The following is a 23,913-nucleotide window of genomic DNA, read 5'->3' as shown; positions in this document are numbered from 1 at the left end:
GAAGAACAGGGCCCGGCATGACCGGAACGCCTGCTCTTCTCTCTTGATGGTTCTCAGGTAGTGATTACTGCTCTTTCAGCTCCCATTCAAAGATATCATTCGCATCGCCGGCAACAGGCATCACCGGCTTCTTCCGGTCAGCCTTGCTGTTGGCGATGATCAGGGGGATGGTGGCAACTGCGATAAGTGCGGCGACTGTCCAGATCTTCTTCATGTTCGTTCTCTCTCCCCTGTTCGTTGAGGTGTTTAGTACAATGTAGCTTTTCAGACCCCCGACCGCTGTGACATCGGTCACATGAATATACGAACTCAGTGCAGCCGATGTTACTTAATAATTCTTAACCATCCACTTTCTTCTCATGCGCCCCGACATCGATCAACTCATCACCACCCTCCGCCGCGGCAAGGGGTCGCACGTGCCGAACGTCGAGCTCGGCATCCATCCCGTGATCAAGGAGCGCTTCCTCGGCCGCCCGGTTGTCACGCTGGCAGACGATGTGGAGTTCTGGCACACGGCCGGCTACGACTACATCAAACTTCAACCCATCGTCGATTTCAACCCGGGGAAGGCCGGGGGGAACGCCAATGTGATGACCTACGGCGACGGCACAGTCGTCCGCAAGTGGGCATCAGAAGGGACCGGGGTCATCACATCCATGGACGACCTCCACCGCTACGTATTTCCACGTAGCGCGGACATCTCCTACGAACGGTTCGATGCGGTCCGGGCACTCTTGCCGGCGGGGATGGGGGTCTGCGGACAGTACGGCGACATCTTCACGATGACCTGGGAGATGATGGGGTTCGAGAACTTCTCCATGGCGGTCTTCGAAGAGCCCGGACTTGTGGAGGAACTCAACAACCGCGTGGGCGCGATCGTCATTGCGATGTTCGAGAGGATGGCCGCGCATCCGGCGGTGGACATCCTCTGGTACAGCGACGACATTGCGTACGCCTCCGGGTTGATGGTCTCCCCTGCCTTGCTCCGGAAGTATTTCTTCCCGTGGCTGAAGAAGGTCGGCGACCTTGCCCGCGCAGCCGGCAAGCCCTTCATCTATCATACGGACGGTGTCCTCTGGGATGTCATGGAGGACATCATCGCCTGTGGGGTGGACGCGTTGCACCCCATCGAGCCGAAGGCCATGGCCATTGCCGAGGTGAAAGCGCGGTATGGCGACCGGCTCTGCCTGATCGGGCATGTGGATGTGGATATGTTGAGCCGCGGGACGGAGGAAGAGGTCCGCGCGCAGGTCCGTCGCAACATCCGTGAAGCCGGATACAATGGGGGCTATTGTGCCGGGTCGGGGAACAGCATCCCCGAGTACGTCAGCTACCCGAATTATATGGCGATGCTGGATGAAGTGCGACGGACCAACGACGCCGCCGGTTGACGAGTCTGCCGCACCCTCTCCCCGCAGCATCCCGCCGCAAGCATTCGATCCCGCTCCATCTCCGGGCACTGGCAGGCAGCACCGCCCTACGCCCAGAATTCGTATTCCACGCCCAGGATCGGCAACATCCCGAATTGATACTCCGTATCCGGCGACGCCGTGATCTTGTTCCAGAAATACGACGCCACATTCTGACGGTCGTACACGTTCCATGCGCTCAAGTACACCACCAGGCTGGACCTGTCGAAGTTGAACCGCCGGTCCACCCGCACATTGAGCGAATGATACGCCGGAAGCCGCTCACCATTCACCCGCGAAGCATCCAGCACACCCGCATTGATCTTCCCTGACGCAACGATGTCGAGAGGCGTGTACGGCACGCCGCCGCCATAGACCCACCGCAGACTGAAGTCCCACTTTTCATTCGGCTTGTATCCCCCTTCCATGCAGAAGGAGACCCGGTTGTCGAAGACCCTGTCACGCCAGACGCCGTCGAGCGCCTTGTACTGCGACCGCCCGAGCGACAGGCTTGCGAGGCCATAGAAGTCGCGTGCGAGCTTCTTCTGAAGCATCACCTCGATACCGTACGCCCTTGCCTCGCCGGCATCGCTGATCGCAGCATGGTTCCCAATGAACGTTGACCCGGTAAAGATCTCGTCAAGCAGGAAGAGCTGGGGCTGGGCCACATCAACCGGAAGGTGGCGGGATCCTTTCCAGTACCCTTCAATGGTCAGACGTGTATCCTCGGACAGCAAGTGGCCCACACCAAGGACCAGGTGCCGGGCATCGGGCTCACGCAGGGCCGACGTGGACGCCGATTGCGACAGGATCACGTGGGGGAGCGATTGCACATAGAGGCCCGCGGCCGCGCTCAGCGTCGTGAGATCGGACACCTTGTACATGACCGCCAGCCGCGGTGAAAGCCATGTCCGGCTTGAAGAGCCAAAGTGATCCACCCGCACTCCTGCCGTCGCGGTCAGATCCTTCACCGGCTCCACGGAGAGGCTCGCGAATGCACCGGCCGTGGTCGTGGACAGGTCGCGGAGGATCCGCACTTCAGGTGTGGGCGTCCCGAGCTGATCCGTCGTGGCTCCGAACCTGTTGTCGTACGTGGACACCTCCCGGCGCAGGTCCACCCCGCATTCGATCGACCCGCTGCGGCCCAGGGCGAACCGATTGGTATTGCGCAGGTCCAGGCTCTGCTCGTCCGATCTGTTCGCAAAGAGGATCTCCTGCGAGCCGATGTCCCGGAAGGTCTCCGTGAACTTCATGACCGTGTGCGAAAGCGTGAGGTGTGAGACTCCTGCAGCGCCCCAGAGGTGCCGCCAGGTCCCCCCTGCTGAATTCTGAAGGTTGTTCTGGTCCCCGTAGTACATCATCTCGTTCTCCACCGCCGTGGCGTGATCGGTCGAGAGGCGGTCCTGACTGAACATCTCGAGCACATTCACCTGGTCGTTAGGCGAGAGGTCGATCGTGACCTTTCCCTGTCCATCCATCATGCGTGGGGCAACGGTATTCCCCACCGAGAACGCATGCACAAGCAGGTCCAGATAGCTGTGCCGGAACGACAGCAGCCACGACGCGGACGAGTCGGCCAGGGGCCCTTCGGCAACCCCACCAAAACCTGTCATATCCATGTTCACCTGAGCCGCGAACCCGTCGCGGGACCCTTCACGCAGATGCATCTCCATGACCGATGAAAGGCGGTTGCCCCAGGCGGCGCCGAACCCGCCGGCATTGAGCGTGACACTCTCGAGCAGGTCCACATTCAGCATACCGAGCGCCCCCCCCGTGGCACCCTGTGTAGCGAAGTGATTGATATTCGGAACGGGGATATTATCGATGTAGAACGCGTTCTCGAACGGGCTGCCTCCCCGTACGGCCAGACTGTTCCGCTGATCGTTCACGCGGGCCACCGAGGGGAGCGCCGTCATGATGCGGCTGACATCCCCGGCCGACCCTGGCGAGCGCCGCACTTCTTCGAACGAGAATGTGGCGGCACTCAGCGCATCGACCGAACCCGTTTGGAAATACCCCGCGGTCGTGGTCACCTCTTCCCCTTCGATCGGTGCGGGGATCAACCCGGCATCCACCGTGGTCGTGCGGTCCGGACGGACAACGACGTCGGTGGACACCAACCGCTCGTACCCCACCGACCTGAATTCCAGGACATACATTCCGCGGGCAACTGCGGGATGGCGTAACCGCCATCGGCGGCCGTGGCCGCACCACGTTGAGTGCCGCGGACGATGACGTGGGCGCCTGGAAGTGGCGATCCCGACACACGGTCGGTAACGGTCCCCTTGACCGTGCCCGCCGAGGGTGCCTGGGCGCGGGCGGGATGTGGCAACGCAAGCATGATCGCAGTCAGGACTATGATGATCGATGAAACTGATGTACGCATAGAGCTCTTCCGTTGGTTGTTGAACGTACGAAAGATACGAAGCCGGGAAGAGTTGGGGTATCGGGAGAAGGGGTGAATGGTATCCGCGGGGGCCGACTGGCGAGGAATCGCCAGTCGGGGGATCAGCTGTTTCTGACCGCTTTGGCCAGTTCCATCTTGCTCTTCACGCCTGCCTTGCGGTAGATGTTCGTCACATGCGACTTCACGGTCTCATGGGCAATGAACAGCTTTTCGGCGATCTCCTTATAGCTACAGCCGTCGAGGAGGAGGGACACGATCTCCTTCTCGCGTTCGGAGATCTCGAACAGTGCGACGAAGCGCTCCAGCGACCTGTCGGCGTTGACGAACTGCACCACCGGGAATTCGATGTGGCGGCTCACAAAGTAGAGCCAGAGCAGATTGATGATGCCGTAGAACAGCGAGAAGGAACTCACGGGGACGAAGAATGAGCCATGAAAGAACCCGCTCCCTTCCCAGAGCATCACGGGATAGAACGCGGCCTGCACAACGGCCAGCAGGCGCAGCATCCTGCGCACTTCATCGGACACGATATTCTCTGCGGCGCGCCAGAGGTACCATGCCACGGCGACCAACGCGACATAGAAGGACGCCAGCTTGATCGCCTCGATCACATCGAGTGCGGAGCCCCAGAGGGGATACATCCTCGCGAGGAGGGATGTCGGGATGGGGGCAGTGAGGGCGCAGAGCGCCATGAGGACGGTCATGGTCCTTCCCGGGATACGCCGGAAGTAGGCGTGCAACAGACGAATAAGGAGAGCGGCGAACACGCCGCTGACGAAATAGCTCGCATCGTTGATCGCGGCGTTCACACCCGGGTTCACGACATGGAGGATGGCATTCAGATAGAAGAATGCGATCAGGAGCGACTGATTGATGGTCCAGACGCCGAGGGTGAGCGCATGATCGGCGATCAGCGGGCTGGGCGTGCGCATATAGACCAGCACGGCAAGCAGGATGCCCGAGAGGCCTGCCGCCAGGCAGAGGAGATCGATCGCGAGCCTGAGGGATTCGAGGAGCATGGTTGTTCAAGGTAAGGAACCGCCCGCGGGGACGCAACGGGGCGTTCGACTCGCTTTTGTGAGGCAACGGGCGGGACAGGAATGCCTCCGGGACCCGGGCCCTGCCACGGCACGGATCGGGCCCTACCATGGGCGCAGGGCCGTGTGGGGGCGGTGCATACACAGCCCCCACGATTTTCCGTCGGAGACCTTGAATATTTCGATACAATGCCGTATCTTGATAAACGTTCAATCCGCCCGGATGGCGAAATTGGCAGACGCGCTAGCTTCAGGAGCTAGTGGCCGCGAGGTCGTGCAGGTTCAAGTCCTGTTCCGGGCACACATTTGATTGAGAGACCCCGTTTCGGAGAGATTCCAGAACGGGGTTTTCGATTCTCGGTATCCGGACCAGATTGCAGACCATCTCGTCCGCCTTTCGGTTAACAACGATCCCATCCTCACACTTCCTTATCATCTTTTTCTCAAAGATGGTTGCATGATCCAGGTTCTTCCTCAAACCCGAGATAGATCGGGCGGCTCCACTGGTCGCATCCTCGACCGCAGCTCGGTTCGAACAAATCTTCTTGATCTTGCCATATTCCGCGCACAACCGCTCCTTCTCAATTTCAGGTCCTCAAACGAGGTAGAACCGTCTCTCATTTGATCCCCGTTTCGGTAAGCCGTAGTATCTCCCGAACGGAATCCTCGTTCCTCTGAAGCGCATGCGACATGGCATCCAGCTGTTGTTCAAGGGGGCTTACCCCTCGGCCATCGAAAGAGGTGGCTAGAAGTTCATGAAGCGATCGGTACCCGAGCACCTGCGATCCGACAACGGTCCGGAGTCCATCGCCGACTCTGTTCGCGAGTGGTTGAGTAGCGTTGACACCAGAACGTTGTTCATCGAACCGGGAAGCCCCTGGGAGAATGGCGACATCGAATCATTCAACGGAAACCTGAGAGTGAACTGCTCAACGGTGAGATCTTCGACACGGTCACATTGAAACTGATCTCCGAATCATCTGACGGAAAATTCCCTGGGCACCGGCGGACCGTTCGAACCCATTTGCCACATCACCAGAAGGAGAATGATGAGATCCTCGTGCTTCTCAGCCCGCCATATGAGGTACATGTTGTCGACCCTTGTCCTGGGTCTCTGGGCTTCCTGTTCGCCACCCCCCCCGGCGAGGAGGCCAGACGGGCATCCGGATCATTCCCAAGCCCAACGCCATCGTGATGACCGATGGAGAGTTCCGGATGACCGAGGAAACGTCGATTGAAGCCGATGGCGAGCTGCTTGCACAGGCAGAGCTCCTGAGAGGGTTCCTTTCACCCGCGAGCGGCTATGCACTGCCGGTCAATGTGGCAGGGTCGGGGACAAACATCATTCAGTTGAAATTGGCGAAGACCTCTCCTCGGGCAATGAAAGTTACGAACTTCGCATCACACCAGACGGGGTGCGCCTCACCGCTCCTACATCCCGCGGGATCGTCTGGGGATCCAGACGATGCGTCAGCTCTTTCCCACAGAGATCCTGCGAGATTCACAGACCGCGGGAGTCGAATGGAGCCTTCCCTGCCTCACGATCATCGACGCTCCGCGCTTCTCCTGGAGAGGCCTGATGATCGACTACAGCCGCACCTTCTGGAACAAAGAGATCACCAAAAAGTATATCGATGCCCTTTCGTTCTACAAAATGAACAATCTTCACATGCATCTCACCGATGACCAGGGGTGGCGGCTGGAGATCAGCAAGTATCCCGCGCTGACCGAGACGGGATCGAAATTCGACCCGTCGTTCCGCGAGCGACCGGAACACGAAGGCTTCTATACAAAAGAGGACATTCGCGAACTGCTCCGGTACGCCGGCGAGCGGAATGTCGAGTTGATACCCGAGATCGAAATGCCGGGCCACGCCCTGGCCGCCATCGCCGCATACCCCACGCTCTCCTGCACCGGGGAAAAAGTGGTCATCCATCCCTTCACGATGAGGCCCGGGGTTCATGAAGAGGTGTTTTGCCCCGGAAAGGAATCGACGTTCCGCTTCATCGAAGACGTGCTTGGGGAGGTCATCGAACTCTTCCCTTCCCCGTATGTTCACATCGGCGGCGATGAAGTCCCGAAGACAAAGTGGAAGGCGTGCCCCGATTGTCAAAAGGCGATCAGGCAGAACGGATTGAAGGACGAAGAGGAGCTTCAGAGCTGGTTCATAAGGCGCGTGGAAACAATTCTGAACGCCCGGGGAAAGAAACTGATCGGCTGGGACGAGATCACGGAAGGGGGACTCAGCCCGACGGCGACGGTGATGTTCTGGCGCGGGTCCGGTGACGGCACCACAAGCTGGTCGCACGAGGGCCTTCTCCAATCGATCATCAGGGCTAACGACGTCATCATGTCACCGACCTCCCACTGCTACTTTGACTACTCCTACGAGACGACCCCAACGAACAGGGTGTACGGCCTCCAGCCGGTCCCGGGTGGTGCGAGCCCGGAAGAGGCAGCCAGGATCCTGGGGGTGCAAGCCAATTTCTGGTCCCATCTCGACCGGACCGAGCCTCGGATGGACCGGCAGATCTTCCCGCGGCTGCTTGCCCTCGCAGAGGTGGGTTGGAGCGATGAAAAGAAGGAATGGGACGAATTCACCACAAGGTTGAAAGAACACTATGAGGCATTGGACCTTCTGAAGATCAAGCAGGTCTGGATCGAGCTGCCGACGTTCACGATGGTCCCTTTTTCATCGGGGGACAGCGTCGAGATTTCGTTCCGGAGAAACGATCCTGCCGAAGGGGCGACCGTGCGGTACACATTGGATGGCTCGGCGCCAAACAGCAACTCCCCGGAGCTCACCGGGACCACACGCTTTGCCCTACCGTTCAACTTCAGGGCAGGCATGTTCTTCGCTGATGCCGCTGTCGGGACCGAAACATCGTTTGGGATCACGGATGCATTCCGGGCTCCTATCCACTTGAAGAACGAACCGAGTTCAAAATACGGAGGGGCGGTGCCACATTGACCGACGGGATCCTGGGAGGCATGAGCTTCACGAACGGGACCTGGATCGGGTTCGAAGGAGAGGATTGCGAGGCGGTGGTGGACCTTGGAAGCCGGAAGACGATTCAGGAGATCTCTCTGGGGTACCTTGTCAATGCCGCCAGCTGGATCTTCGAGCCGACACAGATCGTCTTTGAGGTCTCCGCGGACGGCAAGCAGTTCAGCTGTGTGGATCGCTGGACAAAGGATCCGAAGAGCCGGGACCAGGAGACCCGCGTTGGCCGGTACACGAAGCCGTTTCAGCCGGTCGAGGCCCGATACGTGAAGGTTACCGCCCGGAACCCCGGCACTTGTCCCCCGAACCACCCGGGCAAGGGGAGCAACGCGTGGATCTTCCTTGACGAAATTCTTGTGCGGTAGTGACCTGACCCTGTGCCGCTACCAATGTTGAGTTAGTAATTTGCTTTTCTTCAGGCATTGACCGTCTGGAGAAAGGCACAGCCCATTGATATCAGGTATGTGCCGATCCTGTTCCGCAGCGATTGTGGCTTCATGCCTTCTATTCCTGTCGACCTGGCACAGTCAGCGACACCGCCCAGCGGCGATCATTTTCACGGCAAACGCCATCAGAATCTCCGAGAGAATCAGAAGAATGATGATCCATTCAAGATACATGGCGCGCTGGGATTCGAGTCGGGACACCACAAATGTGCTGAACCTCGAAATGATCGAGATCTTCTGCTGGATGATCCGTATCCGGTCTTCAAGGTCGAACTCCCTTTTCAGGCCCGCGTACAGCTGTTCCACTCTTGAACCACCATCCCAGAGCGTATCGGGATCATCGAGAATGGCAACGTCATACGCCAGATCGTATTCCACCGACAGCGCAAACCCCACTTGCTTCACGGCCTCCCGCTGACGACGCGGGATCCATCCTTTTGTCGCCAGCGTCGCAATGGTCTGCTGGAATTGCTCAAGGGCGTCTCCCACAAGCTTCTCATAGTATTCCAATGAGACTGACCTGCTCAGCACAACGCCCACAACAAGAGCCATATCGCGATTGAATTCCTTGATATGCCACTCGTTGGTCCCCTTGGGTTTCTTCTGCCGGTTCGAAATATACAGGAGAAAATCGTCTTCGCTGCTGATCTTGTTCTCTCTGCTGGCGCTTGGTTTCAGATGTGCGGTGAGGCGCCGCATCTGGATCGGCTCGATATTAAAGAAGACGATCGCGCCGTACCTGAACACCATCAGCATCTTCTTTTCTTCGAACTGAACCATCAGCGGATCAGGTTTGACAACTTTTGCCGAGGGTTCTCTCTCCAGGATCTCGCGCGCTTTGGGCAGATCGTACGAGGATGCTATGTCGAACGCTTTCACAGCGATCGTTTCGACGACCGCTTTTATCGGTGCAGAGTCGTTCATGCTTTTCTCCGTTGAGTCCGTGCGGACAATATACGAAGAAAATGGTTGTTCCGGGGCGGGGCACAGGCTGTGCCGGGAGCGATGTCCCTCGTTCACTGCGCGTGCCGGCTCGCATGATTTGAATCACGCGTTTACCATCAACGCACGTGAAGGATGTTCAATCAGTGGTCGAGGTGCGGAGCTCCGTCGGCTGTAACTCGTTGCCCTGCGGAGCACAACTATAGATTCAGCCCCTTCATTGAAGCCTCAGAGTAGCGCGTGCCGGCGGCAACGTCGGGAGGCATGACCTCTTCGAGTGAGGCGACTTCCGACGCTGACAGCTCAGCCTCAAGAGCGGCAACGTTCTCTTCGAGGTGCTTGCGCCGTGTTGTTCCAGGGATGGGAACAATGTCGTTACCCTTCGCCAGTACCCATGCGAGGGCAAGCTGGCGATACTGGTCACTCGCTCCACCAACTCCAGGTTCTTGGGGAAGTTCGCCTCTTGAAATCGTGGCAATTGACGCCGAAAATCATTGGGAGCCAGATCTTCGAAACGCTTGATCTGGCCTGTCAGGAAGCCCCGCCCCAGCGGACTGTAAGCCACAAGGCCTATGCCCAACTCGCGGAGAGCAGGCAGGATCTCGGTCTCGATGTCGCGGCTCCACAATGAATACTCTGTTTGAACAGCGCTGATGGGATACACCCGGTGCGCACGGCGGATGGTTTGTGCGCCCGCTTCAGACAGCCCGAGAAAGCGCACCTTGCCCACCTGCACCAATTCAGCCATTGCGCCGACCGTGTCTTCGATCGGCACATGCGGGTCTACCCGGTGCTGATAGTAGAGGTCTATATGTTCTACCCCTAAACGGCGCAGAGAAGCATCACACGCAGAGCGCACGTAGTCGGGCCGTCCATTGATGCCCAAATACTTTCCTTGTTCGTCCCGATGGATTCCGAATTTGGTGGCAATGATGACCTCATCGCGTCTGCCCTTGAGGACTTTTCCAACGAGCCGTTCGTTGGTGAATGGACCGTACATGTCAGCGGTGTCGAGAAAGTTGATCCCCAGATCGAGAGCACACTGGAGACTTGCGATTGATTCGTTCTCATCGGCCGTCCCGTAGAACTCAGACATTCCCATACAGCCCAAGCCGAGCATCGATACCTGTAACCCCTGTTGCCCCATTCTACGTTGACGCATGATGTTTGTCCTTCCATTGCTCTGAATGTTGGATCCAGCATAGAGCCATACAGACTGATGGGCGAAGTATGGCAGTGATCCAGACGCCCACAATCTGCCGTGATTCTCTGAACGCGCAGAACACCCGGGTGCTGGTCAGTCGGTATCATGTGCTGCGATGAAATATCACATATCCAACTTCATCCTTCAGATCCAGAACATGACACCCGCCGTGTTCTTTTCTCAAAGTCAACACAAGCAAGATGTCTCCGGATCCAGCCGCGATGAAGCAAAGACCAAAAAGCAAGATGTGAGAGTTGACAACAACGAATGAGAGAGCGGAATCATTCCGAGAATGACCGTCGGTGCTAGTGAAAGCAATGAACCAGGGACTGGCCGAACAATGACAATAGGGTGTGATATATTGCCACAGTACTCCGAACGAGATCGCTTTCCAACCATTGTGCGCGTAGAGCGAGAAGAACAACCCATGAATCAGTTCATGAGCGAGAATCCCTCCGATCAATACGAGCAGTATGATCATGCTCTCCAGCAGCCCGGTATCCAGTGCAGCGAGAATCACATCTTTGACATGAATGTCAGCTCTCAATGCGAAAAGAAAAAGAGAAGGGACACCCAGGGCAACAAGCACCGCGATTGACAGACCATTAGCATGCAGAATGCTTATGGTGCGCTTTGTCGATGAAGAGGCACCCCATTGACCGCAATTCCCAGGGCTCATATACGCGTTCCTTGTGAATCATCTGCCTTCCTTGTTTCATGGTCTCTTCGTGATCATCAAGATACTCACGATCAAGACCCGATCAACACCGCTCGGAGTGAATATCCTTCGCCATGCCATGCCGGTGTTGCATGGCATCTGTTCACACCGTGACCGTGCTCATTGATGCAACGCCCTATCCTTGATCACATATGTCGTTGAAGTAATGTGGGCCGGAGTTGGTGTATCGTAGATCTGTAACATCAATACAGGCGCATTGGCATTCAACGGCTGACCGGATACGTACCACTGTAGGCTGGCAAATCGAGATGGGCTCTTGTGAATAGCTCATTCGGATCCTGGGCACCACCAAGATGGCTGATCCAAACCTCTGACTGGACGATCGTTTTTTCTCAGTTAACTATCGACGGATCGTTGAGAAAATACGGTTCGTAAGCAACGAAGTGTCACGAAGAGGTATGTCATGTTACGCACGGAACCCAGTTACGGAAAATCCTGCATAGGAAGCAAGTTATGTTACTGAAGCCATCGATTCAGTCAGTCTGGGATCACCCATGCGTCAGTCCAGGTCAGATATCGGGGCACGTTCCTTTCATCCCACATGGCGTGCTCCCCGGCACGATCCGCATTCTGCAGTATCGATACCGGTCCGGGGCCCTCTCTTGGGAGCGCATCACTCCTACCCCGAAACGTTTCGCAAAGTATGATCTTTCCGTTACCGGCACTGAGTTGCTGCAATACGGCATCACATCTTGTGAATGTAGTTGTTGCCTGCAGAAAACCCTGACGTTTTGCTTCTCGCTTCAATCCGCCTTACATTTCCCGCATTCACGTTGCTTCACCTTCAAGCCTCTCACATCAGATGAAAACGCATCCGACTAATATGACCACTGCACACGGATCGATCCTCCGGATCTTCCTCTCCGCAGTATGTGTTGCGGCATTGATCACGTTCACATCCTCGGCACAGACACGCATGAATACCAGGTTGAAAGATATCGTCATCGTGTTCAAAACACATTTCGACAATGGTTATACCGACCTGTCGGAGCGCGTGCTGGACAAATACGGCTCCACCCTGATCGAAGGAGCACTCCAGGGGATCGAGAATACCGCCCGTCTCGGGAAGCAGCAACAGTTCACCTGGACGCTCTCCGGGTATCCGATGAAAGAGATCCTCCGGCGAAACCCCGCTCTCCGCAGCAGGGTTGGCAACGCGATTCGGAGGGGGAAGTTCGCCGTGCATGCGCTTCCGTGCACGTTCGAGACCGAATCCATGACACCCGAACTTCTCGTTCGCGGATTCCGGTTCTCGGATGAGATCGCCCGAAGCTACGGTCTGGACCTGCCGATCGATGCCAAGCTCACGGATGTTCCCAGTCATTCTTGGATCCTCCCCACCGCCCTGAACCAGGCCGGGATCAAGTTCCTCCACATCGGCTGCAATGCCGCGTCACGATCGCCCGAAGTGCCGTTGCTGTTCTGGTGGGAAGGACCGGATGGTTCGCGCCTGATGACGCTCTACTGGGGCGGATACTATGGGACCGACCTTATTCCGCCGGAAGGATGGCCGTTCACATCGTGGCTCGCCATCATTCACACGAATGACAACCTGGGTGCGCCGTCGCTCAAAGAGATCAAGGAGACGCTCCGGAAAGCCCACGAGCTTGCACCCAACGCCCGGATCCGGGTGGGACGCATGTCTGATTTCTATGACGCACTCATGAAGGAGAAGCCGAAGCTGCCTGTTGTCCGCGGCGATATGCCGGACACTTGGATCCATGGCTACATGTCCATGCCAAAACAGTTCGGCCAGTACAGCCGTACGTTGCAGGACCTGAAGAGTGTTGAAGCAACGTCAACGCTCAATAGCCTGCTCTCCAGGAGAACTCCTGTCCCCGAACCCGCCCTGAACCCGGCGTACGAAGACCTGCTGCTGTTTGCGGAGCACACGTTCGGCATGGCGATGAGCCACGGGCATTCCGGCATCTGGCGGTATGATGATGACTTCCTCGCGCATCGTGCGCTCGGTGACTATGACATGATCGAACATTCCTGGCAGGAAAAGGAAGACCACGTCCTCCAGGCAGCGCGGAGAACGGTCCCTGCGCTGCAGAAGCACCTTGCAGCCTTTGCCGCCAATGTGAACGTGGAGGGCAACAGGATCATCGTCTACAATCCGCTTCCGTATCCCCGTTCAGGGATGGTGGAGCTGCGTGCCCACTCCGGCACAGGAATCCGGGCATTGAAGGATGCCGCAACGGGCGACCTGGTCCCACTCGAGAACAAGGATAATGTCTACCGGTTCGAAGTGCGGAACGTCCCGGGAATGGGGTACCGCACGTACGTCCCGTCGGATGCCCCTGCATCAGCCAAGACTACAGCGGTTTCCCATGACTCAAGTCAGGGCATACTCGAGAACGAGTACCTCGCTGTGAAGCTGGACCGGGAGAGAGGGAGATTGGTATCGGTCATCGAAAAGGCAACTGGCCGTGAAATGATCGCAGCATCAAGCAAGAACTTTGCCGGTCCCACGTTGAACGCACCCGAAGCCGCCTGGCCTTTTGGCGGCTATGTCTATCAGAAGTTTGACAAAACACAGGTCGATGCATACGCCAAAGCGTACATCAAGGGTGGTTGGGACTGGGCTCCCGCGGAGCTCGGGCGGCCCAACCTGGACGACCGGCCCGGCTTCGTTGCAGCCGGTACGGCTCCCGTGATCCGCTGGGAGGCCGACAGAAACCGCATTGCCGCAGTGGCGTTGTTCAGATCCACAGACAAGATCCCGCACGCATACACGCTTGTGTATGAGCTGGAAGCCGGCAAACCTGCGCTGAAGATCACATGGAGCATGCAAGCAAAGCCGGCGGAGCCGTGGCCGGAGGCCGGGTGGTTGGCCTTCCCGTTCAGTATCGACGATCCGGAATTCCGCGTCGGGAGGCTGGGTGGCATTGCCGACCCGTCAAAGGATTTCGTCAAAGGGAGCAACTTCGACTATTACATGACCCAGCACGGAGTGGCGCTTTTTGACAAGAATGGTGCCGGGTTCGCCGTCACCTCCCTTGACGCCCCCGCGGTGAGCCTGGACCGTCCCGGGCTCTGGACCTGGAGCGGGGATTTCATTCCAAAGAGGGCGAACGTGTATTTCAACCTCTTCAATAACCAGTGGAGCACCAATTTTACAGAATGGATCGAGGGCTCCTGGTCGGCTCATTTCTATCTCTGGCCTTTTAGGAAATACGATCCGGCGACGAGCCTGGTCGTGCCCTCGGAAGATCTCATGACGCCGTTCTACGCCGCACTTGCATCCGGCCCTGCAGGCAAGCACCCGCTCACATGCGCGGGAGTGGAAGTCTCGGAGCGGAGCGTTGCGGTCACAGCCTTCGGGCCTGTGGAAAACGCGGAAGGAGTGCTCTTGCGCCTGTGGGAGACATCCGGACGGCATGTACACTGTGACGTGAGGCTGCCTGAAGGCAGCACATTCCGCAGCGCGACCCCGATGAACCTGAGGAACCAGAGATCCGGCAAGGCGATCAGGATCAAGGGAGGAACGTTCTCGATCGAGTGTCCGGGGAACGGACCGGTAACACTGCTTCTGAAGTAGCACCTGGCAACGGGTAGCTATACCCTCGGGTCGTTCGGCCTGGGCAAAGTGTCAACAGTATTCTGTGACGGCATTGTGAACATCATCACGCCCCCCTGGCCGGGTGACCGTGAATCATGCTCGTTCAATTGCCACTGGACGACCTCCGCTGGCCATGACTCTCAGGTGGATGAATCACCGCCTTTCGGGCGATGACATGGATCAGGCGCCTGAAGATGAGTGCGTGTACAGGATAGATACCGTACCAGTAGGCGAGACCCGCGAGACCGGCCGGATCGAATATCGCCGTCTGTCTGATCGTCGACCCCTCCCCGACGGGCTTCACTTCATACTCGAGCCATGCCCTGCCGGGAACTCTCATCTCAGCCGCAAGGCGCAGATGGAATGGTGGATCATCCTTCCACCCGCCGCCCGCGGCCCCCCCGTGTAAACACTCCACAGACACCCAACCCCGAAATCTCACAGAAGATTCATCCCCACCGCACACCCCCACAACCCGAATCCGAAAACAGTATGCGTCATCAGACTCTTCAACCTCGTCTGTGCGGGCTTGGGAGTACGAGCCCCCGCAAAACCCAAACCGAACGCCGGCTGCATGATGAAGAGCGGGAAGACCACAGTACTGATGCCGTAGAGAAGCGCCGGTAGCAACGTCGGCAGGACCAGCCACTCCCCGGGGACAAGCACGATGAAGGCGAACGCGAGCGCGATCCCGATGGAGTAATGTGCGGTCCGGCCAACGACGCACTCAAAACGCCTGCCGGGTGCGGCAGCGATGCTCTTATGCATGAACGTCCCTGACGGCATATGAAGCAGCCAGCGCCCCAGGAGGCAGAAGTCCAGAGATGGAATGCCGAAGAATGCCTTCAGACAGAGATTCCACAGATCTGTGAGGAGCGTCGCACCAAGGCCAATGGCAGTGGCGCCTAGAATGACCTGAGCGTCCATACCATGCCTCAATGCTGAACTGCAAGTTCACCAGCCACAGATATCGGCCTGAATCCTTTGACGATGGCATAGAAGGTTATCGAAAGCTCCCAGACGATCTCGAAAGCAGTAAGAGCGAACAACCCGACGCTCATTTGCTCGAGAACTCCGAACAACACCAGCACACCACCAAGGAACGCCAGCGGTCCGCCAACGAGACCAAGAAGCGCCATGCGCCGCGGCACGAGCCCGGACCGGTACATCAAATACCCAAGCAACAAGCCGTTTCCGAAACCGGAACAGAACTGCGGCCCCAGCATGAAGGTCCAGTCGTGGAACGCAACAAGCATCTGCCCCGCAAGGGAAAGGACCTCCGGGCTGACCTGCGGAGGCGCGGTAGCCCGCAACGTCACGACCGACATGAGACTGATAACGCCTGCAAGGATCAGGACGGACTCGACGGTGCGCACCGCGACATACCCGAGGCGACGGTCTCCCGGACACGCTTGACGAGGGGGAAGAGCACGATCGCGGTCGCGATGTTGCAGATGGCAAGGAAGATCTCCAACAGCGCGCCCGTCGCGACGCGTGTATCGAACCCCCCTTCGAGGATATAGCCGGAGTTGTGGAGTATCAGGTCGTAGAACGGGAGTGCGGGAATCGAAAAGATGAAGGTACCGGCGAAGAAAAAGCCAAAAATGAGCGAGGATCTCCTGAGCGGATCCATCTTTATCCCTCCTTCCAACGGTGATGGGCTTCTGCCTCAAAGCCAGTGCAATCGGGGCCCCGGAGTGCGGGTGCGGAATGACCGGCAGAGCCCCTCGTCAAGAGATAGGAGAACAGGTCCGGGCTCCTTTGTCCGAACATTCTTTTTTGGGAAAAGTTCCCAGAGCCCGCCGTTCTTGCCTGGCAATGCCTTCCCCATCCACATCCTTTGCTCCCATGAAGAACAGGCCACCGCTGAAAGTGATCAGATCGTACTCCCCGATGGGAAAGACCGGTGGAAGTTGATTTCACCGAATCAACTCCGTATACTCTGAACACGCTCCAGCACTCCGGCAGTCACCCAAACCACCGGCTTCAGGGCGAAGAACCGCCTGTCACGACAAAGGTCCGATCATGACGCACCTTGGAATCCTCAGCATCCTCCCGCCCGTCCTCGCCCTCATCCTTGCCCTGTGGAAAAAGAAGATCATCCCCGCCCTCCTCGTCGGCGGCCTGGCGGCAATGTTCCTGCTGTCCATTTCCAAAACTGCCTTCGTCGTCGAGTACCTCGAACGGGTGATCAAGGTCACCGGCGACCGGGGCAACCTCCAACTGATCCTCTTCGGGATCTTCGTCGGGGGACTGATCAAGCTGATGGAGACCTCCGGCGGATTCAAAGGCATGGTCCGCCTCCTGGAATCCTTGAATATCCGCAGCCGGAGACCGGTCTTCCTCCTCACCTGGGCGATCGGTCTGCTCATGATCCTCGAAAACTACTCGAACATCATGGTCAACGGCACCACCGTCGGTAGCCTCTACGACAGACTCGGCATACCCCGCGCAAAACTGGCGTACTTCCTCCACAGCATCAGCATCAACTGGGTCGCCACCATCGTGTTCAACGCATGGGGGGCATTCTACATGACGCTCCTCGTCGCCCAGGGGATCACCGACCCCTTCAGCGTCGTGGTAAGCGCCATGCCGATGAACTTCTACTGCATCGTCAGCCTGATCGTGATCATCCTGACGATGACCTTCGGCTGGAATATCGGCGCGATGAAGAAGTACACCGCGGCGGTCACGGAAAAGGAGACCATGGATGACCTGACGGACCATGCAGCCGGCGACCCCGCCATGGCCGGCGGGACTCCCGCAATGAGCCTCCTGGTGATCGTCCCCGTGCTCGTGCTCGTGGCAACAATGCTCATCGCACTCGTCGTCACCGGCAACGGCTCGATGCTCAAGGGGGATGGCACGGCATCCGTCTTCTATGCGGTCCTTGCTTCCATCGCCGCCCTTGCACTCATGGTGCAGTTCCGCCCCGCCGCGGAACGTCCGCCGGTCGAAAAATCGGTGTACGCCGGGTTCGGCGACTTCATGGAAGTGGGTATCCTGCTGGCACTCGCCCTCGCACTCGGTTCTCTGTGCAAGGAGATGGGGACGGGTCACTACATCGCAGGGCTCGCTTCAGGCAACGTCCCGGCCTTCCTCATGCCGCTGATCTTCTTCTTCGTCAGCTGCCTTATCTCATTCGCTACGGGGACCTCGTACGGAACGTTCAGCATCATGGTCCCGCTGGCCGTCCCGGTCTCCCAGGCCATGGGGGTTCCGCTCCCCCTGATGTTCGCAGCGTGCATCTCCGGCGGCGTGTTCGGCGACAATACCTCGCCCTTCTCCGACACGTCCGTGGTGACGGCGATCTCCGCGAAGACGACCGTGATCGAACACGTGGAAGCCCAGTTGCCCTATGCACTGGTCTCGGCAAGCATCGCGGCAGTGCTCTTTGTCGTTGCCGGACTCCTCGCCTGAGCGGGCTTCGCTGCCGGCCCGATCCCCGCTCACGTCATTGGTACATCGAACTCACCCAGCCGCAGCGGGTATGTTCCGAACTCCCTCACGAGTTTCACGATGTAGTCGTACGCCTTTCCCGGAACGGCGCTCGAGACCGAGTGGTCCGACTGGAAGATGAACCCTCCCCCTTTCGCAGCATTGAGTTTCCGCATCACATCTCTCCGGATCAACTCCAGATCCCCGGTCTCCCAGATCTGGATGTTGTTGTTCCCGCAGTAGGCGATCTTCGTCCCGTACTTCTTCTTGAGCTCCACCGCATCGAGCCCTGCCTTGGCCTCCAGGGGATTGTAGGAGTCCACGCCTATCTCGATGAAATCCTCGAAGATCAGCTCAACATTGCCGCAGCCGTGATAGATCACGGGAAGATGATGCTTGTGGCACTCCTCCACCATCGCCTTCACCCAGGGCTTGAAATATGTCCGCCAGTACTGAGGACTGAAGAGCAGGGTCTTCTTGTAGGCAACATCTCCCCAGATCACGAATCCATCCAGCAGCCCGTCCGCCGCCGCGATCTGCGCCTTTGCGGTCTCCAGGTAGAATTCCCCCATTGTGTTGATGCACGCACCCAGTTCGTCGGGGTACATCCCCATCCACATCAACGTGTTCTCCTGTCCGACCAATCTCGTCAGGCATTCGGAACACTCGAGGGTGCTACCGTACACAGGGATGGTCGGATGCCACGTCCGCACGGTGTCCACCCAGGCGGGCGAGTTGCGCACGAACCCGTCGCCGACACCGGAGATCTGGTTGTCTCCCGCTTCGAGATACCGTCGCCGGTCCCAGGGATCGTCGAACGCAAAGGCCTGCAACTTCTCGATGGTGTCGACATCGAACCCCATGTACTCGGGCATGGGATAATCGAACCGCTTGCGCAGCGTGGCACCGAAGCCGGTCTTGACGACGACCTCCTGCGCATCCTCCCGTACGGTCTGGAACGGCCGGATGAGCGGATCCAGGTTCGGATTGGTGACGATCCAATCAAGATCGTAATAGGTGTAGGGATCGGCACTCTCCGGCAGGCCCAATTCCTGCCGCCAGCGCTTCACGAAGCTTCCCCAGAAGAAATCGCTGATAGGCACCCGGTCGGCCTCTTCATGCCGCAGCGTTCTGTTCATCCGGTCAAGTTTCGTAAGACAGTTTGAAGTCCTCTCCATGATCCGCTCCTATGCGCATGATGCATCAGCGTGCCGTCGTTGCCGCGGGCACGTACGATCATCCCTCTCCGAAGGCGTCAGACGCCTCAGTCCAGGTGAAAGACTTCTTCCATGGTGGCCCACCATTCGCCCGGGGCGCGGTTGGCAACCGGCCGCTGCATGGGCATCATGACATCCCACCACTCCTGCGTCTTCGGATCGGCAGCCATCTTCGCCATGTCTGCCGCGAAATCGTTCCCCGTGTACTCCATGTATGCAAAGAGCTGCCCATCCTTATGGAAGATGGAGTAGTTCTCGATGTTGCATGCCTTGATCATGGCCAGGATCTCCGGCCAGACGGCGGCATGGTACTCCTTGTACTTCTCGAACTGCGCGGGATCGACCCCGATGATCTGTCCGAATCGTTTCACGACGAATGTCTCCACTATTAGTGAGTGGTCACCAGCTGTTCACCGTAGTAGCTGCCATAGGAGGTGATGACGAAAGAAGCAACAAGCAGCACCAGCGCTACCACCAGTAAGCCATAGGTGCTGCGGCGTACGCTGGACCACTCCTTCATGATCACTCCCACACCATAACTGAAGAATATCAACATGGACATGTGGAGCACCCAGCTAGCGAACCGGAAGGAACCCATCTGCACATGCCCCAGTCCATAGAAGAAGAATTGCATACTCCAGAGGATCCCCGCGAGCGCCGACCAGAGCGCGTTGCGTGTCCGGAGGCCGACGGAGAGTCCGGAGCTCCCGGCGAGTTCTTTCAACGTGCCATCCTTGATCCCCGCGACAAGGAACCACACGGCATTCACGATGAAGCAACCGGCGGTGGAGACGATCTGTTTCGCGTTCCCCTGAAAGTTCCCGGCGCCATTCTGTGCCGCCATGTCGGCGATCGGCTGGCCTATCTCCAACGACACGTTGAAGACCCCTGAAAGCACACCGGCAAAGATGGTGAGGAACAGACCCTTCGCCATATTGAACTGCACCGCCCCTCCCTGCGCCGCCGTCAGGTCCCGCTCCTTTCTGAACCCCGCCCAACCGCATACCAGGACGCCCACCAGAGAGAGCGCCATCCCGACGAGAACGATCCCTCCGCCCGGCCGGGAGAAGTATTCCGTAAGACCCCCGAAGATCATCAGTGGGAGAATGGTCCCCACCACCGCGGAAATCCCGATCGAGATGGTGTAGGTAAGCGAATACCCCACATGCTTGATGGCCAGGCCGAACGACATCCCGCCGAAACCATACAGCCCTCCAAGGAGGAACGCGCCCCAGAAGGGACCGGAAGGAGCGCTGGCAAGTATGCCGAAATACCCGGGTACCGTGAGGACGCCCAGCACGATCGGCATGATGATCCAGGCGAACAAGGCCTGGACGAGCCAGAACGTCCCCCAAGACCAGTTCTTTGTCCCTTGAAACGGCACGTAGCATGTCGACGCGGATACTCCGCCGAGTGCATGCAGTCCGGTGCCGACGATGGGATTCGACCCTATCATCTATTGGGTCCTCTTTCTAGGATTGGAAGAGCAGAGACCACCACCGAGGCCCATCGCACTGTTTGCTCACGGCGTCGGAGGTAAGAGAGTGAAGGTGGAACAGAAGAGATCCGGCGCACATCCCGGACGTTTGCAACATAGCCCGAACTTGCACAAAAGTCAATTCCCGGGCAGCCCCCCGCCCCCCCCCCCGCCCCGCCCCCCCGCGGGGCCCCCCCCCGCCCCCGCCTTTCCCGGGGGGGGGCCCCAAACCCCCCCGGGGCAAAAAGGCCGGCGGGTGGGGCCCGGGGGGGGCGCCCCCCCCGCGGGGGGGGGGCCCCCCGCCGCCCCCGCGGCGCCCCTCCCTTCCCCGGAACCCCCCCCCGCAGCCCCCGGAAAAGCCCCCCCCCGGGGGGGCCCCCCGCCGCCGGCCCCGCGGCGGGGGCGCCCCCCCCCCCCCCGCCCGGGCGGGGGCCCCCCCCCCCCCCCCCCCCGGGGGCCCCCCCCGCGCCGCGCGGGGGCGCCGGGGACCGCCGGGGGGGGCCGGGGGGGGGGGGGGGGGGGGGGGGTGGCCCCCCCCGGGGCCCGGGGGCGGGGGCGCGCCCCCCCCCCGCCGTCGGGGGGGGGGCGGCCCCGGGGCGCGGGCGGGCGCGGGGCCGGCCGGCCGTCCCCCTCCCGGCGGTCCCCCCCCCCGGGGGGGGTCCCGGCGGCGGGGGGCGGGGGCGGGGGGGGGCCCCCCCCCGGGGTAGGGGCCGGGGGGCGCCGCGGCCCCGCCGGGGGGCGCCGGCGGTGTCGCCCCCGGACCTCTTGTGGGGTTCCGGGCCGGGGCCTCCCCCGCCGGCCCCCCCCCCCCATCGGGGGGGGCGGTGCGGCAGGGGCCACGGGGCGCGCCCCCCCCCGGGGGCCGGGGGCGCCCGGCGGGGGCGGGGGGGGGGGGGGGGGGGGCGGGGGGGGCCGGGGCCGGGGCGGGGCGGGCCGGCCCCGGCCCCCCTGCCCGGGCCGCCCCCCCCCCCCGGCGGGGCCCCCCCCCCCCCGGCCCCCCCCTCCCCCCGCCGGGGGGGCCGCCCGGCCCGCGGGCCGGGAGCACCCCCCCGCCCCCGGCCCGGGGCGGGGGCGCCCCCGGGGGGGGCCCCGGGGGGGCCGGGGCGGGGGGTCCCCGGCCCCCCCCCCTTCCGGGTCTCGGGGCGCGGCCCCCGCGCGGGGGGCCCCCCCCGGCCCCCCCCGGCCCCCCCCCGGGCCCCCCGCGCCGCCCCGCCCCCCTCGGCCCCCCCGCCGCCGGGGGCCGCGGGCCCCGGGGGCCCCGGGCCCCCGGCCCCGGTTCCCCCGCCCGCCCCGGCCGGCCCGGCCCCCGGCCGGGGGGCGGGGGGGGGCGGGGGGGGGGGGGGGGGCGCGGGTGCCCCCCTTCTCCGCGGCCCCCCGGGCGGGGCGCGGGCGGGGGGGGGGGGGGGGGGGGGGGCGGGGGGGGGGGGGGGGGCGGTCGGCGCCGGCGGGGGGGGCGGAGAGGGGGGCGGGGGGGGGGGGCCGGGGGGGGCGCCGGGGGCGCGGGGGGCCCCCCCTGTGGGGGCCCCGGGGGCCCCCCCCGGGGGCGGGCCCGGGGGGCCCCCCCCGGTCCGGGGGGGGGCGGGCCCTCGGCCCCCGGGGGGGCCGCCGCGGCGCGCCGCGGGGGCGGGGGGGGGGGCGGGGGCCCCCCGGGCCCCCTGGGGCTCGCGGGGGGGGGGGGGGGGGGGCGCCGGGCCGGGCCGGCTCTCGGGGGTGATTCTCTCTCTTCAGGATTAGCTATTCTTTCATCCTCTCAGCCGATTCAATCCGAGGCCCGGGTCCGGTATACTACAGCTACAGATCCGCAGAGGCCTCCGGTCTCGATCGTTCAACCAGGCTCGAAAGGGCACTTCAATGTCGGTCAACCTCGCGATAATTATGGTCTTCCTGTGGGTCCTGGGGGTCATCACTTCGTATTCCCTGGGGGGTTTCATCATCATTTTTCTGATACTTGCGATCTACGCTGTCGTCGCGAGTACGGCGAGTCGTGAGACTCCCATATCGCATCATTCACTTTGAGGAAGGCTTTCGACATGAGAATACTTCGACGATGTCTGTCTTTCTGCCGTGGTCGCCGTGGTGTCAAACTGCCTCGTCACCTTAGAAGTCCAAGAACCTAGCGGGCGCTGCGTGGCCGGACAGAAGCTCGTGTCTCCCCAGAACGGCCTCACACTCAAAGTGAGTCAAGAACGATATCAACGGCTACGGATCCCGGTGGCACTCCTTCCATGATCGGCACAGAAGGACCAGTTTCCCTCCGCGTCTTCGAGGAGTCGGCATTCATCGTTACCAGGAGCCCCGGGAGCATGAAGGATATTCACCAGTCCCCGGGGTGGCGCGGTGGATATCCTCATCTTCTTCGCGGACGTCCAGTACGAATGGTCGCTGAGCGATGTGAGCTCGGTGAGCACTATTGATATCGGGAAGGGCCGTGCATTCTTTGCGAACGCAGGCCTCCGGCTCGCATTCTGAGACGGCTTCGAGCGGAGGATCGACAAGATCGGGGGCAGGGTCCACGGGATCCTGCCCGTGCAATGGTTTTCCAACACCAATGGAGGTTACATGAAAGCTTCTCATCTCTTCTTGACAGCGAGTCTGGTACTCGCCCTCATCGTGGCGGCAAGTTCATCGCAGTCCTATGCGCAGGTGCGCGGCGATGTCCGCGTGGGACTCTTCACAGAGGGGTCGGATGTGACGCTCGGCGGTGGCATCATCACGGGCATCGCACCGGATCTGTACATCAACCCGATGATCGAATATGTCTTTATCAGCGGGGCCACGAGCCTGTTCATGAGTCTCGACGGACACTATGATTTTCCCATCCGCACGGATGCGCACGTCTGGCTGGGCGGCGGTCTGGGTGTGATGTATATCAGCGTGAACAGCTTTTCGGACACCAATGTCGGGCTGAATCTTCTGACCGGGTTCGCCCTGGGGACTCGTGAGTCCGTGTATCCCTACTTCCAGCTGAAGGGATTTCTTTCAAAAACAAACAATCTCCAACTGGCGATCGGATTGCGCTTCTGACCCT

General features: G+C 60.4%; 20 protein-coding genes, 1 tRNA gene and 2 pseudogenes. 9 read left to right on the top strand and 14 right to left on the bottom strand.

Going from position 1 to position 23,913, the window contains the following annotated elements:
* Positions 1-64: 64 nt before the first annotated feature.
* Positions 65-214, bottom strand: coding sequence for a hypothetical protein (locus IPI01_03985; GenBank protein ID MBK7256968.1), 150 nt, complete (start codon positions 212-214; stop codon positions 65-67).
* A 145-nt stretch (positions 215-359) separates the two neighbouring features.
* Here IPI01_03985 and IPI01_03980 point away from each other — a divergent pair, with 145 nt between their 5' ends.
* A complete protein-coding gene (locus tag IPI01_03980; GenBank protein ID MBK7256967.1) occupies positions 360-1,391 on the top strand; it encodes a nucleoside 2-deoxyribosyltransferase in 1,032 nt (343 codons plus the stop codon).
* 86 nt (positions 1,392-1,477) lie between these two features.
* Here the strand turns inward: IPI01_03980 and IPI01_03975 are convergent, their stop codons facing one another.
* From IPI01_03975 to IPI01_03965, 3 genes and pseudogenes are all read right to left on the bottom strand, one after another.
* Entirely contained in the window at positions 1,478-3,166 is a 1,689-nt protein-coding gene (locus IPI01_03975; protein MBK7256966.1) for a TonB-dependent receptor, read from the bottom strand.
* 390 nt (positions 3,167-3,556) lie between these two features.
* Positions 3,557-3,750, bottom strand: a pseudogene (locus IPI01_03970) (carboxypeptidase regulatory-like domain-containing protein).
* A 167-nt stretch (positions 3,751-3,917) separates the two neighbouring features.
* Positions 3,918-4,520 (bottom strand): helix-turn-helix transcriptional regulator, encoded by a 603-nt coding sequence (locus tag IPI01_03965; protein MBK7256965.1) that lies wholly within the window; start codon positions 4,518-4,520, stop codon positions 3,918-3,920.
* A 550-nt stretch (positions 4,521-5,070) separates the two neighbouring features.
* Between IPI01_03965 and IPI01_03960 the strand changes: the two genes are divergently transcribed.
* From IPI01_03960 to IPI01_03940, 5 genes are all read left to right on the top strand, one after another.
* A tRNA-Leu gene (locus IPI01_03960) sits at positions 5,071-5,154 on the top strand.
* A 454-nt stretch (positions 5,155-5,608) separates the two neighbouring features.
* Complete coding sequence (locus tag IPI01_03955) at positions 5,609-5,815, top strand: transposase family protein (protein MBK7256964.1); 207 nt, start codon at positions 5,609-5,611, stop codon at positions 5,813-5,815.
* Positions 5,816-6,047: 232 nt separating this feature from the next.
* On the top strand, positions 6,048-6,539 hold the full coding sequence (locus IPI01_03950) for a hypothetical protein (protein MBK7256963.1): 492 nt from the start codon (positions 6,048-6,050) through the stop codon (positions 6,537-6,539).
* Positions 6,433-7,824: a family 20 glycosylhydrolase gene (locus tag IPI01_03945; protein MBK7256962.1), complete on the top strand. Its 1,392-nt coding sequence runs from the start codon at positions 6,433-6,435 to the stop codon at positions 7,822-7,824. The genes IPI01_03950 and IPI01_03945 overlap by 107 nt, the downstream gene beginning before the upstream one ends.
* 20 nt (positions 7,825-7,844) lie before the next feature.
* Positions 7,845-8,222: a discoidin domain-containing protein gene (locus tag IPI01_03940; protein ID MBK7256961.1), complete on the top strand. Its 378-nt coding sequence runs from the start codon at positions 7,845-7,847 to the stop codon at positions 8,220-8,222.
* 162 nt (positions 8,223-8,384) lie between these two features.
* Here the strand turns inward: IPI01_03940 and IPI01_03935 are convergent, their stop codons facing one another.
* The 3 genes and pseudogenes from IPI01_03935 to IPI01_03925 all read right to left on the bottom strand — a co-directional run bounded on the left by IPI01_03935 (position 8,385) and on the right by IPI01_03925 (position 11,128).
* Positions 8,385-9,227 (bottom strand): RMD1 family protein, encoded by an 843-nt coding sequence (locus IPI01_03935; GenBank protein ID MBK7256960.1) that lies wholly within the window; start codon positions 9,225-9,227, stop codon positions 8,385-8,387.
* Between the two features lie 218 nt (positions 9,228-9,445).
* A pseudogene (locus IPI01_03930) lies at positions 9,446-10,407 on the bottom strand (aldo/keto reductase).
* Positions 10,408-10,552: 145 nt separating this feature from the next.
* Complete coding sequence (locus IPI01_03925; GenBank protein ID MBK7256959.1) at positions 10,553-11,128, bottom strand: DUF3267 domain-containing protein; 576 nt, start codon at positions 11,126-11,128, stop codon at positions 10,553-10,555.
* An 883-nt stretch (positions 11,129-12,011) separates the two neighbouring features.
* Between IPI01_03925 and IPI01_03920 the strand changes: the two genes are divergently transcribed.
* On the top strand, positions 12,012-14,732 hold the full coding sequence (locus IPI01_03920) for a hypothetical protein (GenBank protein ID MBK7256958.1): 2,721 nt from the start codon (positions 12,012-12,014) through the stop codon (positions 14,730-14,732).
* Between the two features lie 124 nt (positions 14,733-14,856).
* On the opposite strand, the gene IPI01_03915 is transcribed toward IPI01_03920, so the two are convergent.
* From IPI01_03915 to IPI01_03900, 4 genes are all read right to left on the bottom strand, one after another.
* Positions 14,857-15,093: a DUF2867 domain-containing protein gene (locus IPI01_03915; GenBank protein ID MBK7256957.1), complete on the bottom strand. Its 237-nt coding sequence runs from the start codon at positions 15,091-15,093 to the stop codon at positions 14,857-14,859.
* A gap of 98 nt (positions 15,094-15,191) precedes the next feature.
* On the bottom strand, positions 15,192-15,680 hold the full coding sequence (locus IPI01_03910; GenBank protein MBK7256956.1) for a DUF2938 domain-containing protein: 489 nt from the start codon (positions 15,678-15,680) through the stop codon (positions 15,192-15,194).
* Positions 15,681-15,688: 8 nt separating this feature from the next.
* Positions 15,689-16,129 carry a DUF4386 domain-containing protein gene (locus IPI01_03905; protein MBK7256955.1) on the bottom strand — a complete coding sequence of 147 codons (441 nt, stop codon included), beginning with the start codon at positions 16,127-16,129 and terminating at the stop codon, positions 15,689-15,691.
* Positions 16,105-16,386, bottom strand: a complete 282-nt coding sequence (locus tag IPI01_03900) for a hypothetical protein (GenBank protein ID MBK7256954.1) — start codon at positions 16,384-16,386, stop codon at positions 16,105-16,107. The genes IPI01_03905 and IPI01_03900 overlap by 25 nt, the downstream gene beginning before the upstream one ends.
* Before the next feature lie 392 nt (positions 16,387-16,778).
* Here IPI01_03900 and IPI01_03895 point away from each other — a divergent pair, with 392 nt between their 5' ends.
* Positions 16,779-18,173 (top strand): hypothetical protein, encoded by a 1,395-nt coding sequence (locus IPI01_03895; GenBank protein ID MBK7256953.1) that lies wholly within the window; start codon positions 16,779-16,781, stop codon positions 18,171-18,173.
* 29 nt (positions 18,174-18,202) lie between these two features.
* On the opposite strand, the gene IPI01_03890 is transcribed toward IPI01_03895, so the two are convergent.
* The 3 genes from IPI01_03890 to IPI01_03880 form a co-directional block, all read right to left on the bottom strand.
* Positions 18,203-19,369, bottom strand: a complete 1,167-nt coding sequence (locus IPI01_03890) for a hypothetical protein (GenBank protein MBK7256952.1) — start codon at positions 19,367-19,369, stop codon at positions 18,203-18,205.
* A gap of 86 nt (positions 19,370-19,455) precedes the next feature.
* Positions 19,456-19,779 carry an L-rhamnose mutarotase gene (locus tag IPI01_03885; protein ID MBK7256951.1) on the bottom strand — a complete coding sequence of 108 codons (324 nt, stop codon included), beginning with the start codon at positions 19,777-19,779 and terminating at the stop codon, positions 19,456-19,458.
* 17 nt (positions 19,780-19,796) lie between these two features.
* Positions 19,797-20,864 carry a rhamnose:proton symporter gene (locus tag IPI01_03880; GenBank protein ID MBK7256950.1) on the bottom strand — a complete coding sequence of 356 codons (1,068 nt, stop codon included), beginning with the start codon at positions 20,862-20,864 and terminating at the stop codon, positions 19,797-19,799.
* Positions 20,865-23,444: 2,580 nt separating this feature from the next.
* On the opposite strand from IPI01_03880, the gene IPI01_03875 reads away from it, so the two are divergent.
* The gene (locus IPI01_03875) at positions 23,445-23,909 is read left to right on the top strand and encodes a hypothetical protein (protein ID MBK7256949.1); all 465 of its coding nucleotides are present in this window, start codon (positions 23,445-23,447) and stop codon (positions 23,907-23,909) included.
* Positions 23,910-23,913 lie beyond the last annotated feature (4 nt).

Source organism: Ignavibacteriota bacterium, from assembly GCA_016707525.1.
In the GTDB taxonomy this organism is placed as follows: domain Bacteria; phylum Bacteroidota; class Ignavibacteria; order UBA10030; family UBA6906; genus JAGDMK01.
The sequence above is the reverse complement of the archived record's forward strand: the minus strand, read 5'-3'. Positions and strand labels throughout refer to the sequence as shown.